The organism is Pseudomonas granadensis (assembly GCF_900105485.1).
GTDB classification, from domain to species: Bacteria; Pseudomonadota; Gammaproteobacteria; order Pseudomonadales; family Pseudomonadaceae; genus Aquipseudomonas; species Aquipseudomonas granadensis.
The window spans coordinates 719171-733503 of sequence record NZ_LT629778.1; the positions used below are offsets into that span (position 1 = coordinate 719171).

Annotated in this window: 14 protein-coding genes and 1 pseudogene; 6 read left to right on the top strand and 9 right to left on the bottom strand. The window is 59.3% G+C overall.

Annotated elements, in window-relative coordinates; genetic code table 11:
• Window positions 1-110 precede the first annotated feature (110 nt).
• Complete coding sequence (locus BLU52_RS03050; RefSeq protein WP_090281830.1) at window positions 111-1058, top strand: IS110 family RNA-guided transposase; 948 nt, start codon at window positions 111-113, stop codon at window positions 1056-1058.
• A gap of 572 nt (window positions 1059-1630) precedes the next feature.
• Here BLU52_RS03050 and BLU52_RS03055 read toward each other — a convergent pair.
• The gene (locus BLU52_RS03055; protein WP_090281831.1) at window positions 1631-2434 is read right to left on the bottom strand and encodes a SirB1 family protein; all 804 of its coding nucleotides are present in this window, start codon (window positions 2432-2434) and stop codon (window positions 1631-1633) included.
• Window positions 2435-2620: 186 nt separating this feature from the next.
• Between BLU52_RS03055 and BLU52_RS03060 the strand changes: the two genes are divergently transcribed.
• On the top strand, window positions 2621-3640 hold the full coding sequence (locus BLU52_RS03060; protein ID WP_090281832.1) for a Glu/Leu/Phe/Val dehydrogenase family protein: 1020 nt from the start codon (window positions 2621-2623) through the stop codon (window positions 3638-3640).
• A 154-nt stretch (window positions 3641-3794) separates the two neighbouring features.
• Here the strand turns inward: BLU52_RS03060 and BLU52_RS03065 are convergent.
• Window positions 3795-4049: pseudogene (locus BLU52_RS03065) on the bottom strand (YebG family protein); the annotation flags it as partial.
• A 329-nt stretch (window positions 4050-4378) separates the two neighbouring features.
• On the opposite strand from BLU52_RS03065, the gene BLU52_RS03070 reads away from it, so the two are divergent.
• Entirely contained in the window at window positions 4379-4879 is a 501-nt protein-coding gene (locus BLU52_RS03070; protein WP_090281834.1) for a phosphate-starvation-inducible protein PsiE, read from the top strand.
• Here the strand turns inward: BLU52_RS03070 and BLU52_RS03075 are convergent.
• Window positions 4876-5190 carry a DUF3509 domain-containing protein gene (locus BLU52_RS03075; RefSeq protein ID WP_090281835.1) on the bottom strand — a complete coding sequence of 105 codons (315 nt, stop codon included), beginning with the start codon at window positions 5188-5190 and terminating at the stop codon, window positions 4876-4878. The genes BLU52_RS03070 and BLU52_RS03075 overlap by 4 nt on opposite strands.
• 263 nt (window positions 5191-5453) lie before the next feature.
• A complete protein-coding gene (locus tag BLU52_RS03080) occupies window positions 5454-6830 on the bottom strand; it encodes an L-serine ammonia-lyase (RefSeq protein ID WP_090281836.1) in 1377 nt (458 codons plus the stop codon).
• Between the two features lie 135 nt (window positions 6831-6965).
• Here BLU52_RS03080 and BLU52_RS03085 point away from each other — a divergent pair, with 135 nt between their 5' ends.
• Window positions 6966-7913: a LysR substrate-binding domain-containing protein gene (locus BLU52_RS03085; protein ID WP_090281837.1), complete on the top strand. Its 948-nt coding sequence runs from the start codon at window positions 6966-6968 to the stop codon at window positions 7911-7913.
• 200 nt (window positions 7914-8113) lie between these two features.
• Window positions 8114-8521: an HPF/RaiA family ribosome-associated protein gene (locus BLU52_RS03090; protein ID WP_016771629.1), complete on the top strand. Its 408-nt coding sequence runs from the start codon at window positions 8114-8116 to the stop codon at window positions 8519-8521.
• 254 nt (window positions 8522-8775) lie between these two features.
• On the opposite strand, the gene BLU52_RS03095 is transcribed toward BLU52_RS03090, so the two are convergent.
• The 5 genes from BLU52_RS03095 to BLU52_RS03115 form a co-directional block, all read right to left on the bottom strand.
• A complete protein-coding gene (locus tag BLU52_RS03095; protein WP_090281838.1) occupies window positions 8776-9144 on the bottom strand; it encodes an endonuclease domain-containing protein in 369 nt (122 codons plus the stop codon).
• Window positions 9145-9329: 185 nt separating this feature from the next.
• Complete coding sequence (locus BLU52_RS03100; RefSeq protein WP_090281839.1) at window positions 9330-9698, bottom strand: endonuclease domain-containing protein; 369 nt, start codon at window positions 9696-9698, stop codon at window positions 9330-9332.
• A 265-nt stretch (window positions 9699-9963) separates the two neighbouring features.
• Entirely contained in the window at window positions 9964-12297 is a 2334-nt protein-coding gene (gene fecA, locus BLU52_RS03105; protein ID WP_090281840.1) for a TonB-dependent Fe(3+) dicitrate receptor FecA, read from the bottom strand.
• Between the two features lie 81 nt (window positions 12298-12378).
• Entirely contained in the window at window positions 12379-13320 is a 942-nt protein-coding gene (locus BLU52_RS03110; protein ID WP_090281841.1) for a DUF4880 domain-containing protein, read from the bottom strand.
• Window positions 13317-13805, bottom strand: coding sequence for a sigma-70 family RNA polymerase sigma factor (locus tag BLU52_RS03115; protein WP_090281842.1), 489 nt, complete (start codon window positions 13803-13805; stop codon window positions 13317-13319). The genes BLU52_RS03110 and BLU52_RS03115 overlap by 4 nt, the downstream gene beginning before the upstream one ends.
• 184 nt (window positions 13806-13989) lie before the next feature.
• On the opposite strand from BLU52_RS03115, the gene BLU52_RS03120 reads away from it, so the two are divergent.
• The gene (locus BLU52_RS03120; RefSeq protein WP_090281843.1) at window positions 13990-14295 is read left to right on the top strand and encodes a DUF3649 domain-containing protein; all 306 of its coding nucleotides are present in this window, start codon (window positions 13990-13992) and stop codon (window positions 14293-14295) included.
• Window positions 14296-14333 lie beyond the last annotated feature (38 nt).

The following is a 14333-nucleotide window of genomic DNA, read 5'->3' on the forward strand; positions in this document are numbered from 1 at the left end:
TCACCCAAGCGCCGATAAAGAATGCATCTGGCCTAGACCGACGATAGGAACAAGCCTGCGCCTCTGGGTGAACCCTTCAAGTGTTCAAACCTTAGCCCGGAGGATTTCTCATGGCAATGCCCGTCGCTACTACCCAGTCGATTGTCGGGGTTGATGTCGCCAAGGACGAACTGGTGATTTATCACGTCGAATCGGATCGGCTCGAGACAATCTCCAATACCAAAACGGCGATCAAGAAATGGCTCAAAACCGTTGCCAAACCAGTAGCAATCGCCATCGAAGCCACCAATATTTATCACCAGGAGTTTGCCGAGCTGGCGCACGCGGACGGCTGCATGATCTATATGGTTGGCGGTTATGAACTCAGTCATTACCGCAAAGGCGTGAACGTTCGCGCTAAAACTGATGCGCTGGATGCTCGATTATTGGCCCGGTATCTGACAAACGAAGGGGACCATTTGCGTCCTTGGACACCGCCGTCTCCGCTGTATTGCCGGCTCATCAGTCTGTTCCGGCGCCGTGCGGCTCTGGTTCAGGCTCGTGTCAGCCTCAAGCAGAGCTGGGAGAATGAGCCGCTGCTCAAAACTGCTTTCAAGAATCAGATAAGCGCCATGCAAAGGCTGGAAACCTTGCTTGAAAAAACGATCCTGACGCAGATAGAAGAAGCCGGTTTAGGCGCACAGCTCAAGCGCTGCATGAAGGTCGAAGGCATCGGTAAGTTGACTGGCGCCCGCTTGCTCGCATCCTTTCAGCGTGGGGACTTCAGGAATGCCGACGCTTTCATCGCTTTTCTAGGCATGGATCTGCGCATAGCGGACTCAGGCAAAAAGAAAGGCCGGCGCTGCCTGACCAAACGAGGCGACCCTGAGGCACGTCGATTGCTGCACAACGCTGCAATGGCGGCGAGCCGGACCTCGGCGTGGAAAGGGTTTTATGAGGCTATGAGAGGGCGCGGACTGAGCACTACCCAAGCACTGGTCGCACTAGCCCGCAAGCTTGCACGGGTGGTATTTGCTCTGTTGAAAAACCAGAGCGAATACTCACCCCAAAGAGTTTAGGGGCTAGGCATGAACCATAGAATCTCCCACATGAAATCGCGCATAACCATAGGTCGAGTGTCAGCTCGCCAGCCCTTCAAATCAAAAGCCCCTCATCGGAACGCCGCCCGCCTATCCCTCTCCCAGAGGGAGAGGGAACTGATCGAGGTGGATGCGAGAGCTGCGCCGACCTGAAATACCGAGTCGAATACAAATTCCAAGCCAACACAAATCGGCTCCCTCTCCTGGGGGAGAGGGCTGGGCGGGCGGCGTTCCGATGAGGGGCAGCCACACCACCAATCCCAAGCCAACCACCCGCTTCTAACCACTCAACAATGAGCGCTAGCTCGAGTGCTCTTGATCTTGATCTTGCCTAACCGGCGACATCGGAGCGAAGGGACCCGAGCCTGCGAGGGCCGTACGTAGGAGCAAAGCCTTTTGGTTCTTTTTTGGCGTCTGGAAAAAGTGCCTCGCCGTAAGGGCGAAACCGCCAGCCGCAGCACCCGCAGCAACGGATATGTCCCCGGTCAGCCAGATATAGCAGCGCGACCCGAAGCCATCGCGAGCAGGCTCACTCCTACAAAAACGACGCTTCAGTGCACAACGGAATTGGGCGGCAAATGCCCGAGCCGCTCGGTCAAGCGCAGCCGCTGGATCGGATCATCGCTAAGCAACAGTGCATGCTCCAGATCGAAGCGCTCGGCATTCGGACAGTCGAGCCGCTGATACAAACTGGCGCGGGCCAGATAATCGGCGGCCGAAGCGTTACCCAATTCCAGCACCCGTTCGGCGTCGATCAGCGCGGCGATAAAGTCATCATGGCTCAAGTGCAACTGACGCAGATTGCGCGACAGGCGCTGCAACATTTGCTGCGGGCTGGCGGTCAGCAGATGCTCGGCACTGAGCTTCATGTTCGGACCGTACTGGCGCTGCAACAGCTCACGACAATCATTGGGATACAGACGCCGGCCCCCGCACGGATCAAGCAAATGATCGGCGCCCGGCACGCGCAGCAAAAAATGGCCCGGAAAGTTGACCCCGACCAACGGAATTTCCAGACCCCGCGCCAACTCCAGCGCAATCAGCGCCAGCGCCAAGGGCTGGCCGCGTCTGCTCTGCAATACCTTAGGCAGCAAGGCCGCCTGCGGGCGCAGCGGCAAAAAGTCGTCCTTGGCAAAACCCAGATCGTTCATCCGCCGTAACAACGGTTGCGCCAACTCACTGACCGGCAGCATCGGCAAGCCATAACTGATTCGTTGCTGCAGCTCCTTGAATTCCTGCAACAGCGCTTGCGGATCGACGGCTTTTTCGTGCTCGGCCGCGATCCACAACGCCGCTTCCAACAGTGCGGGCGGTGAGCGGTGCAGGCAATCAAAAAAGCGCTGACGCGGGTTCATCGAAATCTCCGGGCATTGCCTCGTTTTTAGCCTCCTCTGCGGGATTCGTCCAGTACCCCGCATTGCCGGCACGGAGTTATGCCGCAAAGCGCTTGTCGGCGCGGGCGCTTATTCCGGCGCGCTCCAGCAATTTTCATGGGCAAGCCTATACTGGCGTTCTACAAGAAGTGATTCGGGAGCCTGTCGATGTTCGCTCTCATGCAAAGCACTCGCCTGGAATCGCTGCACCTTAGCGTCGACCCGGTTTCCGGGTTGAAGGCGGTCATTGCCATTCATAACAGTCGCCTCGGGCCTGCCCTGGGCGGGTGTCGTTACCTTGCCTATCCCGATGACGAATCAGCCATCGAGGACGCCATTCGTCTTGCTCAGGGCATGAGTTACAAAGCCGCACTGGCCGGGCTGGAGCAGGGCGGCGGAGTGGCAGTGATCGTGCGGCCGGCCCATGTCGAAAACCGTGGCGCACTGTTCGAGGCCTTCGGTCGTTGCATCGACCAGCTCGACGGCCGCTACATCACCGCCATCGACAGCGGCACGTCGGTGGCCGACATGGATTGCATTGCCCAGCAGACCTGCCATGTCACCAGCACCACCTCGGCTGGCGACCCGGCGCCGCATGCAGCAATGGGCGTGTTCGCCGGGATTCGGGCCACAGCCATGGCGCGGCTGGGCAGCGACAATCTCGAAGGCTTGCGCATCGCCATTCAGGGCCTGGGCAATGTCGGTTTTGCCTTGGCCGAGCAACTGCACGCGGTGGGCGCCGAACTGCTGGTCAGTGATATCGACCATGGCAAGGTGCAATTGGCGATGGAGCAACTCAACGCCCACCCGATTGCCAACGATGCCTTGCTCAGTACGCCCTGCGACATCCTCGCGCCGTGCGGTCTGGGCGGCGTATTGAACAGCCACACGGTCAGCCAGTTGCGCTGCGCGGCGGTGGCCGGCTCGGCGAACAATCAGCTGACGCACCTGGACATGGCCGACCAACTGGAGCGACGCGGCATTCTTTACGCGCCAGATTATGTGATCAACGCCGGCGGCCTGATCTACGTTTCGCTGAAACATCGTGGAGAAGAACTACCGACGATCACCGCGCATCTGTCGAAGATCAGTTCAAGGCTGACCGAAGTTTTCGCTCACGCACAGGCGGAAAAACGCTCGCCGGCGCGGGTCGCCGATGAACTGGCAGAAAAAGTTTTGTATCGCTGAGTTTCACGGGCATTAAAAAGGCCCCGAGTCGTTCGACTCGGGGCCTGTTCAATTCAGGCGTTTATCACTTCGCAGCCTTCGCCGCTTTGGCCGGTTTCACCGGCGCTTCAGGCGCTTCCACGCCCTCGCCAGGCTCGTTCGCTTCGACCGTTTCGGCCGGTGCGTTGATCAGTTCAGCCAGCGCGTCTGGCTGGCTCTTGAACGCCCGGGCGAAGACATCGCGATTTTTCGCCATGTAGATCCCGGCTTCTTCCACTTGCTGCTCAGTCAGAGACGGAACGGCTTTTTGCAGAACATCGGCCAGATATTCGGCCAGTTCGAGCATTTTGTCATGACGGTCAGCTTCGGCTTTATCCATGAACAAGCGCTCCAGATCTCGGCTGCTGCGGTATACCACTTCGACGGCCATTCACCACCTCACATGCCTTCACGTTAAGTTGTCTTGTCGACTACTGTATCCATATACAGCGAAAAGGATAAGCGAATCCCTGCGCCATGGGTAGTGGCTTTTCAATGTAGACCGGATTTTCGCTTTGTCAGTGGGGCGCGTATTGGCGGCATTCGCGAGCAGGCTTGCTTTTACACAGGCACCGACCGTGCGACGAAACGCCACGGGGCGGGGTTGGCGGCGGTTCGCCATGATGGCGTGGCCTCGTTTCTGCATGACAACCAGGGCATGCGGCAAACCGTAACGTCCAACACGCATCATCCGCTCGAATCGGGCTAAGGAACATCATCGTGAAAATCAACTGGGCCGAGAAACTGCGGCAGAACGTGCATCAACTGGCCGAGTCCCTGGGCAACCTGTTCGTCGAAACCTTCCACTACCTGGCGCTGTTCGCCATCGGTGCGGTGACGGCGTGGGCGGCGGTGATGGAGTTTCTCGGCATGCTCGAAGTCGGGCACATCAAGATCGACGACATTCTGCTGCTGTTCATCTACCTGGAACTGGGGGCGATGGTCGGGATTTATTTCAAGACCAACCACATGCCGGTGCGTTTCCTGATCTATGTGGCGATCACCGCACTGACGCGTCTGCTGATCTCCAACGTCTCGCACCACAACCCGCCGGACATGGGCATCATCTACCTGTGCGGCGGCATTCTGTTGCTGGCGTTTGCGATCCTGGTGGTGCGTTACGCCTCGTCGCAATTCCCGTCAGTGAAGATCGAGAACCCGCAGCGCAAGATCGGCACGGGCTCGAGCGAGCATCCGGAAGTCGAAAAGGGTGAACTTTAAAGCCCCGCCGTCTGGCTCGGCGGGCTCTTGACTGATGGCGGCGGGGTGAGCCCGGCGCCGTTGGTCATGGCTTCGAGAATCGACATGGCGCTGTGGCCCTGCTCGATGGCGATGCCGAACTGGATGCTTTGCACCAGTCGCTTCAAACGCTCGGGATCATTGCGCTGTTCGGCGCTGATCATGCGTTTGGCGACGATCCGGCCGCCGTTGGACAGGGTCAGCATGATGCTGCCGTCCAGCCCCTGAATGCTCAGGTTGATCTGATAGTCCGGCGCGAAAGCATCGGTAATGATCTGAAATGGGTTGTCCATGATGCGTCACCGCCTGATTGAACGTGCAGTTGTTGACCGGCCATGATCGGGTTGGTTCGCCATTCCAGACCATTGGCATCTCGTTCGCTGAGGTTCGCAAAGTCCGTTTGCCTCACAGGGGGTACAGCAAGGGTCATGCCGGAAAAATTGTCGAACAATAAACACGGCAACAAAAAAAGGCGACCCGCTGCGGCTCGCCTTTTTTATGGCGCGTTTTCAGGGCAGGAACGTGTCGATGGTCGCTGACGGTGCAGGCCGCTCGATCAGCATTCCACCCAGTTCACGGCGAGGCCGCCGCGCGAGGTTTCCTTGTATTTGTCGTGCATGTCGGCGCCGGTGTCGCGCATGGTGCGGATCACCCGGTCGAGTGAAATGAAGTGATTGCCATCGCCGCGCAGGGCCATTTGCGTGGCATTGATCGCCTTGACCGCGGCTATCGCGTTGCGCTCGATGCACGGCACCTGCACCAGTCCGCCGACCGGATCGCAGGTCAGGCCGAGGTTATGCTCGAGGCCGATTTCAGCGGCGTTTTCCAGCTGCTCCGGAGTAGCGCCGAGGATTTCCGCCAGACCCGCCGCAGCCATCGCGCAGGCCGACCCCACCTCACCCTGACAACCGACTTCGGCGCCGGAGATCGAGGCGTTTTTCTTGCACAGAATGCCGACGGCGGCCGCGCCCAGAAAGAACGCGACGACATCATCATCAGACGCGTCCGGGTTGAATTTCATGTAGTAATGCAGCACCGCCGGAATGATCCCGGCGGCACCGTTGGTCGGCGCAGTGACCATACGCCCGCCGGCGGCGTTCTCTTCGTTGACGGCGAGGGCGAACAGGTTGACCCACTCCATGGCCGACAGCGTTGAACTGATCACATTCGGCTTGCCGATCTCCAGCAGGCTGCGATGCAGTTTCGCCGCACGTCGCGGTACGTTCAGGCCGCCCGGCAAAATGCCTTCGTGGCTCAAGCCTTTTTCTACGCACTCACGCATCACCGCCCAGATGTGCAGCAGGCCCTGACGGATCTCGGCATCGCTGCGCCAGGCGCGCTCGTTGGCCATCATCAACTCGGACACGCGCAGATTGTGCTGCTTGCACAGCGACAGCAATTGCGCGGCGCTGGAAAAGTCGTACGGTAATTCAACGTCGCCACTTGGGGCCACGCCGGATTCGGCTTCAGCGGCTTCGATGATGAAACCGCCGCCAACCGAATAACAGGTTTGCTCGAACAACTCGCCGGTCGCGCCAAAGGCTGTGAGCGACATCGCGTTGGGGTGATAGGGCAGGCTTTCATCCAGCAAAATCAGATCGCGCTGCCAGTCGAAAGCAATGGTTTGCTGGCCGGCGAGGGACAGTTGGCCGGTTTCTCGCAGTTGTTGAATGCGGGCGTCGATGGTCGACGGATCGATGCTGTCCGGCCACTCACCCATCAGGCCCATGACCGTGGCGCGATCGGTGGCGTGACCGACGCCGGTGGCCGAGAGCGAACCGTACAAACGGATTTCGACGCGGCGTACGTCATTGAGCAAATCCTGATCCATCAAGGCTTGGGCAAACGTTGCCGCCGCACGCATCGGACCCACGGTATGGGAACTGGACGGCCCGATGCCTACTTTGAACAGATCGAAAACACTGATAGCCATGCTAAACCCTTACAAGCAATGGAGGAGGAATCGCTGCCATTTTTTGTCGGACAAGCGCAATGTCGGCGATACTGCCTGCCTCGGTCCGAGGTGACCAACGAAACTTCCTAAGAAAGCCTTTAGCAGGACTAAACGATGAGCCGTCAATTGCATGCGCAGACCTATGTCTGGCTGCAGGTGTTTTCCTGTGCCGCACGGCACCTGTCCTTCACCCGTTGTGCCGAAGAACTGCACATCACCCCCGGTGCGGTCAGCCAGCAGATTCGCCAACTCGAAGAGCGGTTGGGGTTTCGTCTTTTTCATCGGCGCGCGCGCGGCGTGGAACTGAGTGCTGAAGGCCAGCGCCTGGCAATTACCGTCAACGAAGCCTACGGCAGCATCGATGCGGAATTGCGACGGCTGGATGCCGGGATGATCAGCGGAACGCTGCGTGTGCGCTCGATTCCGTCGTTTCTCAGCAAATGGCTGACGCCGCGTCTGCCACGCCTGCAACAGCGTTATCCGGACATTCAGTTGCGCCTCGTTGCCGAGGACAGCAGTGTGCCGTTGCACGAAGGCGAATTCGATCTGGCGATCGATCTGAACGACGGCAGCTACCCCGGATTGTTATCCACAGCCTTGCTCGACGAGCAGATTTTTCCGGTGTGTGCGCCGAGCCTGTTGCGTGGGCGACCGCCGTTGCACGGGCCGGCGGATCTGCTGCATTTCCCGCTGCTGCACGACATCACTGCGTGGCGCGGCAGCTATGAATACGCCGAGTGGGAGTTTTATCTGAACGCGATCGGTTTCGAGGGCGCGGATGTGCGGCGCGGGCATACCTTCAATCGCAACCACCTGACCATCGAAGCGGCTATTGCCGGCATGGGCGTGGCGATTGCCCGACGTACGTTGCTCAACGACGAACTGGAGCGCGGCGCGCTGATCGTGCCGTTCGGCCTGTCGGTGCCTAATCACAAACGTTACGTGCTGCTTTACGCGCCGGGGGCGCTGAGCCATCCGGGCGTACGAGCAGTGCATGACTGGCTGGTAGAGGAGGCGGGGATTTTCCGCAGCTTGCACCCGCTGAATGACGGGCGATTGTGAGCAAACCTTGCCGAGGCGCAGGGCGACCCAACTCCCGACCTTACCAGCGCTTCGCTCGGTTGTCCGGCTTTTTTTGCGAATGAATATTTATCTTTTTTCAGGGGTTGAAATGTTCGCTGCTCGGGCCGATTGTTGTAATCAAGGGGTCACGAAATCCTGTTCCAGGCCCCTTGCGAGCTAGCTGAAATAAGGGATGAACTATGCAAATCCAAGTCAACAGCGATAACCATATTCAAAGCAGTAAGCGACTGGAGGAGTGGGTACGTACAACTATTGAGAGCACGCTCGATCGTTATGAAGAAGACCTGACCCGTGTCGAAGTCCACCTGAGCGACGAGAACGGCGAGAAACCAGGTCCCCATGACTTGCGCTGCCAACTGGAGGCGCGGCCAAAAGGCCATCAACCGATTTCCGTGACCCATAAAGCCGATTCGCTGGAGCAGGCGATCGACGGCGCTGCCGAAAAACTCGAGCACAAACTGGATCACCTGTTCGGCAAACTGCGAGGTAAACCACGCGCTGCGGTAGTGCCATTCACCGGCAAAGCCAACGACAAGTTGCTGGCAGAAGAATTTGACGAGAACGAACAGGCAGCGATCAACAGTTGATGCGCTGATTTCATAAGCCACCTCAATGAGAACGGGCCTGCGAATGCAGGCCCGTTTTTGTTTGTGGCTGATTTGGTGTACGGCGTGAGAACGCAGCCCAGCCCTCTCCCGGAGGGAGAGGGAGCTGATCGCGCTGTAAGCAGGATGTTTATCAATCTGAAACACCGCGTCGATCATGGATTTCGTTCAGTACTGTCAGGTCGACGAATTTCTGGAATATCCCCCAATCGGTTCCCTCTCCCTCTGGGAGAGGGCTAGGGTGAGGGCGCTCTTCGATGTGCCGCAACTTTTATGATCTGCTCCAAAACACCGCCCATCTGCTGCATCACCTCAAGATTACTGAAGCGCACGACTTCAATGCCTTTTTGGTTCAGATAGCGCGTCCGGCGCTGGTCATGAATCAGTCCCGGCGACTCATTGTGTTGCCCACCATCCAGCTCGATCGCCAATTTCAATTCAACGCAGTAAAAGTCCAGTACATAGGGTGGGCAGGGATACTGACGGCGAAATTTCAGATTGGCGATTTGCCGGGAGCGAAGCTTTTGCCAGAGCAGGTGTTCGCAGTCGGTTTGTTTGGTGCGGAGCTGGCGGGCGAACTGGGCGAGGGTGGGGCGATTTTGCATGCTTCACGATCCTTGTGAAGTGGGTTTTGATAACTCACTGTAGCCGAGAACCCTCACCCCAGCCCTCTTCCGGAGGGAGAGGGAGCAGATCTCGATTGGTTCAAAACGTAAGTTCGGCTCGATATTTCATGTGGGCGTAATCCGCTAAAACAACTCGGTCGGTTCCCTCTCCCTTTGGGAGAGGGTTAGGGTGAGGGCTTTTTCAGACGCGCCGCAATTCTGATGATCTGCTCCAAAACACCGCCCATCTGCTGCATCACCTCAAGATTACTGAAGCGCACGACTTCAATGCCTTTTTGGTTCAGATAGCGCGTCCGGCGCTGGTCATGAATCAGTCCCGGCGACTCATTGTGTTGCCCACCATCCAGCTCGATCGCCAATTTCAATTCAACGCAGTAAAAGTCCAGTACATAGGGTGGGCAGGGATACTGACGGCGAAAGTTCAGATTGGCGATTTGACGGGAGCGAAGCTTTTGCCAGAGCAGGTGTTCGCAGTCGGTTTGTTTGGTGCGGAGCTGGCGGGCGAACTGGGCGAGGGTGGGGCGATTTTGCATGCTTCACGATCCTTGTGAAGTGGGTTTGATAACTCACTGTAGCCCAGAACCCTCACCCCAGCCCTCTCCCGGAGGGAGAGGGAGCCGACCGCGTTGTCAGCGGGATGTATGCCGGCCTGACACACCGCGTCGATCATGGATTCAGGTTATTACTCTCAGGTCGCTACACTTCTGAAATATCCCACAATCAGTCCCCTCTCCCTTTGGGAGAGGGTAAGGCGGGCGGCGTTCCGATGAGGGGCTTTTGACGTTGATTTTTTCGGTCTCAGAACGCCACAGACGTCTGCACATAAACCGTCCGCGGTTCCCCCACATACTTACCCTTGTTGTTGTCATCGAACGAGCGCGTGAAGTACTGCGTGTTGAAAATGTTCTTCACCCCCACCGCCACATTCAGGTCGGACAACTGCGGCCCGAAGTCATACCCCGCGCGGCTGCTGAACAGCATGTAGCCGGGGATCTTGCCGGTGTTGCCGTCGGCGCTTTCCTTCGTAGTGTTGGCGTTGTCGGCGAACTGGTCGCTCTGGAAGGTGCTGTCCAGATTGAGTTTCCATGGCCCTTCGGTGTAGCCAACGCCCAGCGTGCCTTTGTGCTTCGCGGAGAACGGTACGCGGTTGCCCTTGTTCGGGCCGTCTTCGCGGATGGTCGCGTCAACATAGGCGTAGCTGGCGTAGACATCGAATCCAGCCAACGCCGGGTTCAGGTCGTCGAGCGCATAGTTGATGCTGGTCTCGATGCCCTGATGGCGGGTTTCACCGCGGGCGATCACCGAATCGTTGGTCTGGTTGCTTTCGTACTGGTTGTCGAAGTTGATCAGGAACGCGCCGATCTCCGCACGCAACGCGCCGTTGTCGTAGCGCGTGCCGACTTCCCAGGTGCGTGCCTTTTCCGGTTTTACTTCACCGCTGGTGACGCGGTTGGGCATCTGGCTGTACTGCACGCTGCCGAACGAGCCTTCGGTGTTGGCGTACAGGTTCCAGCTGTCGTTCAGGTGATAAAGCACATTCAGCGCCGGCAGCGCAGTGTTGTAGTCGCCCTTGTATTTGACGTTGGTCAGGTTGTTGGTCTGCTGCGACTCGATCATTTCGTAGCGCACGCCGGGGGTGATGGTCCATTTGCCGATATCGATGCGATCGTCGACGAAGAACGCATTGGCCTCGGTGCCACCACGGGTGTCGCGGTCATTGCGGCTGTTGGTGGTCGGGTACTCGTTGCTGGCGATCGGCGTGCGATAGCGCAGTTCGTGGCCGGCTTCGTTGATGTAGCGGTAGCCGACGCCGACTTCATGGCTGGTCGGACCGAGGTCGAAACCTTGGGCGAAACGGGTTTCCAGACCGCGCACCCAGTACTCGCGCGGCGACAGCGACAGGAACGTGCCCTGGTCCAGATAACCGCTGCGCAGGGTTTTGGTGAAGAAGGTGTTGGCAGTGAATTCGCGGCGATCTTCCTGATAGCGATAGCCGAAGTTGAACATTGTGCGACGGCCCCAGAACTGGTCTTTCGGCCGCGTCGACTGGTACGGATCGGCGTCGTAATCGGCGACGTTCAAACCACCGGGCATGTCAGCCTTGCCTTCGTAATATTGGGCCATGGCGTTGAAGCTGTTGGCCTCGTCGAGCTGGTATTTGCCCTTGAGAATCAGGTCGTCGATTTCAGTGTCGCTGTGTTCGCGCCAGTCGCCGCCGCGAGTGCCGGAGTACAGCAACGCGCCGCCCAAACCATTGGCGTTGGTGCCACCGGCCAACAGGTTGGCGCTGGTCTTGAAGCCGTCGTGGCTTGACGAAGGGCTGGTTTCGGTCTGGAAACCGCCTTTCACGGTCGGCTCATCGGGAATCGCCCGGGTCACGAAGTTGACCACGCCGCCGACGTTCTGCGGCCCGTAACGCACCGCGCCACCGCCACGCACCACGTCTACCGCGTCCATGTTGCCCATGCTGATCGGCGCGAACGACAACTGCGGTTGGCCGTAAGGCGCGAACGGCACCGGAATGCCGTCCATCAACACGGTCGAGCGCGCGGCCAGACGTGGATTCAAACCACGGATGCCGAAGTTCAGCGCCATGTCATGGCTGCCGGTGCCGTTGTTTTCCGGGGCGTTGACGCCGGGGATGCGGTTGAGCACATCGCGCGCCTGTGTGGCGCCCTGGCGCTCAAATTCTTCGCGGCGGATCACGTCGCGAGCGCCGGGATGTTCGAACACGTTGATCTGCGCCGCATCGCCAAGCCAGTCGCCGACGACTTTCGACGTGTCCAGCTCCAGCGCCTTGTCTGCCTGCGGTTGCAGGCTGAAGGCGTTGTCGCCCTCGGCGCGTGCTTGCAGGCCGGTGCCTTCGAGCAAGGCATCGAGACCTTGCTCGGTGGTGTAGTTGCCCTCCAGGCCTCGGCTTTGCAAACCACCGGTGACCTGCGAACCAAAGGAGATCAGCACCCCGGCCTCACGGCCGAATTGATTGAGCGCGTTTTCCAGCGACGACGGCGCAATGTGATAAACCTTGGCATCGGCGGCCAGTGCCGCGGGCAGGGCGCCGAAACTCAGGCTGGCGCCAAGGACGACGTTGCGCAGGGTGCGAGCCAAGGGTGTGAGGCGGGTGGGGTGCATGGCGGATGATCCTGAGAAGGTTGAATCAAGGGGGCTTTCCTTCTCTGTCACGCCAGATCTGAAAAACGGCTCATTTATTTTTCAGGTGCTTCGGACCCGCGCTTCGACGCTCACCCAGTAGCGGGTAAAACGCCGGACTTTGACCGGCAGACTGATTTGCAGCAGGTCGAGAATCTGCTCGCTGTCGTCCAGTGGATAAGTCCCGGAGATCAGCAGATCGGCGACTTTCTTGTCGCAATGCAGCTGACCGCGACGGTAGCGGCCCAACTCGTCGAGGAAGTCGCCCAGACGCATGTGCGCGGCGACCAGCATGCCGTCAGTCCAGGCGCCGCTGTTGGCATCCAGCGGTTTGGCGTCGCTGATGACACTCGCAGTAAAACTCAGCTGGCGCGCGACCGGCAGCAGCACGGGTGCGCGTTGATCGAGGGTCAGTTCGACGCGCCCGGCAAACAGGGCGATCTGCGTTCGATCGGCAAACTGACGCACATTGAGGCGCGCGCCTTGAGCGTTCAGAACGCCTTGCGCGGTGCGGATTGCGAACGGCTTGGCAGCGCTCAGGAGCATTTCGCCCTCGAGCAGGCGAATAAGGCGTTGCGCGCCATCGATATCCACGGCACTCGCGGTGTTGAGCTGCAACAGATCGTCGCCACCCAGCGACACCTTGCGCCGCTGCCCCAGCGGCGTGCGGTAATCGGCGAGCAACGACGGCAGCGGCGTGTGCTCGCGCAGGCCCCAGGTCATGGCCGAACCGGCGCCCAGAATCAGCAACAGTTTCAGCGCCTGCCGACGGCTGGCGGACTTCGGCCCGTTCAGCGCCGCATGGGCCAGCGGCGACGCCACACCGCGCAAGCGCTGATTGACCCGCTGCATGTGTTCCCAGGCGCGGCGATGTTCGCTGTGGGCGTCCAGCCATTGCTGCCAGGCCTGTTGCTGGCGCGGGCTGAGGGCGCCTTGCTGCATTTCCAGCAGCCAGTGCACGGCCTGCTCGGCCACTTGTGCGGAAAAATCCGGAGTGCGGTTCATAAAGCGAAATAGCAGCGCAGCGCCGCTTTGTGCAGGTGTCGTTTGACCGTGGCCACGGAGATGCCCAGTTCTGCGGCGATCTGTGGGTAGGTCAGGCCATCGACCTGCGCCAGCAAAAAGGCGCGTTTGACCGTACGCGGCAGTCCGTCGAGCAATGCGTCCAGCTCCATCAAGGTCTGCAGGATGATCGCTTTGTGTTCTTCCGATGGCGCGACGATCTCCGGCATCTGCGCCAGGGTTTCGAGGTAGGCGCGCTCCAGATCCTGGCGGCGGTAATGGTTGAACAGCACGCGTTTGGCGAGGGTGGTCAGGAACGCGCGCGGCTCGATGATCAGTGGCGGCTCGCGCGCAGTCAGCACTTTGATGAAGGTGTCCTGTGCCAGGTCCGCCGCGCTATCCGGGCAGCCGAGCTTGCGTCGCAACCAGCCGTTGAGCCAGCTGTGATGAGCCTGATAAAGCGATTCGACGGAGTGGGCGGACGACAACGGAATGACTCCGGACGCAAAGCAGGCGTCGAGAACGTGCGTTAGAGAACAAGAACGGTTCGCATTGTAAAGCCGAGTGCATCGTCCGGCAATCAGAAGCTTTTGCGTATGAGAATATTTATCATTAATATCGCTTGCTTGATCCGGCTCGTCTGACGGACGTTTTTCGTTTCTGGGTCGAAACATGAAAGACAAACTCGCCACATTGCCCATGTCCTATCGCCTGGCCGTCACCTCTCGGGTGTTGGCTGCGGTGTTCGGTGGCTATCTCGTTGCCGCGCTGGCCAGCGTGACGCTGACCCTGTGGTTGCCGCTGGGCCGTGCCGACGTGCTGGTGACCGGCATGGCCGTTTCGTTTCTGGTCTATCTGGTCGCCGTACTCTGGTGCATTGCCTGTCGTACGGCGTGGTCGGCGTGGGTCGGCTTGCTGGTGCCAAGCGTGATTCTGGCGACCGTTTCCGGCGTCGTGCGGGGCTTGGGGCTGGCATGAAACAAGGCTTTCATCAGGTCACCGCCTGCCTGCAGACA

Excerpts from the sequence above, each read along its gene's own strand:
- BLU52_RS03050 (WP_090281830.1), top strand. The coding sequence starts at position 111 with ATGGCAATGCCCGTCGCTACTACCCAGTCGATTGTCGGGGTTGATGTC.
- BLU52_RS03055 (WP_090281831.1), bottom strand. The coding sequence starts at position 2,434 with ATGAACCCGCGTCAGCGCTTTTTTGATTGCCTGCACCGCTCACCGCCC.
- BLU52_RS03060 (WP_090281832.1), top strand. The coding sequence starts at position 2,621 with ATGTTCGCTCTCATGCAAAGCACTCGCCTGGAATCGCTGCACCTTAGC.
- BLU52_RS03075 (WP_090281835.1), bottom strand. The coding sequence starts at position 5,190 with ATGGACAACCCATTTCAGATCATTACCGATGCTTTCGCGCCGGACTAT.
- BLU52_RS03080 (WP_090281836.1), bottom strand. The coding sequence starts at position 6,830 with ATGGCTATCAGTGTTTTCGATCTGTTCAAAGTAGGCATCGGGCCGTCC.
- BLU52_RS03085 (WP_090281837.1), top strand. The coding sequence starts at position 6,966 with ATGAGCCGTCAATTGCATGCGCAGACCTATGTCTGGCTGCAGGTGTTT.
- BLU52_RS03090 (WP_016771629.1), top strand. The coding sequence starts at position 8,114 with ATGCAAATCCAAGTCAACAGCGATAACCATATTCAAAGCAGTAAGCGA.
- BLU52_RS03095 (WP_090281838.1), bottom strand. The coding sequence starts at position 9,144 with ATGCAAAATCGCCCCACCCTCGCCCAGTTCGCCCGCCAGCTCCGCACC.
- BLU52_RS03100 (WP_090281839.1), bottom strand. The coding sequence starts at position 9,698 with ATGCAAAATCGCCCCACCCTCGCCCAGTTCGCCCGCCAGCTCCGCACC.
- fecA (WP_090281840.1), bottom strand. The coding sequence starts at position 12,297 with ATGCACCCCACCCGCCTCACACCCTTGGCTCGCACCCTGCGCAACGTC.
- BLU52_RS03110 (WP_090281841.1), bottom strand. The coding sequence starts at position 13,320 with ATGAACCGCACTCCGGATTTTTCCGCACAAGTGGCCGAGCAGGCCGTG.
- BLU52_RS03120 (WP_090281843.1), top strand. The coding sequence starts at position 13,990 with ATGAAAGACAAACTCGCCACATTGCCCATGTCCTATCGCCTGGCCGTC.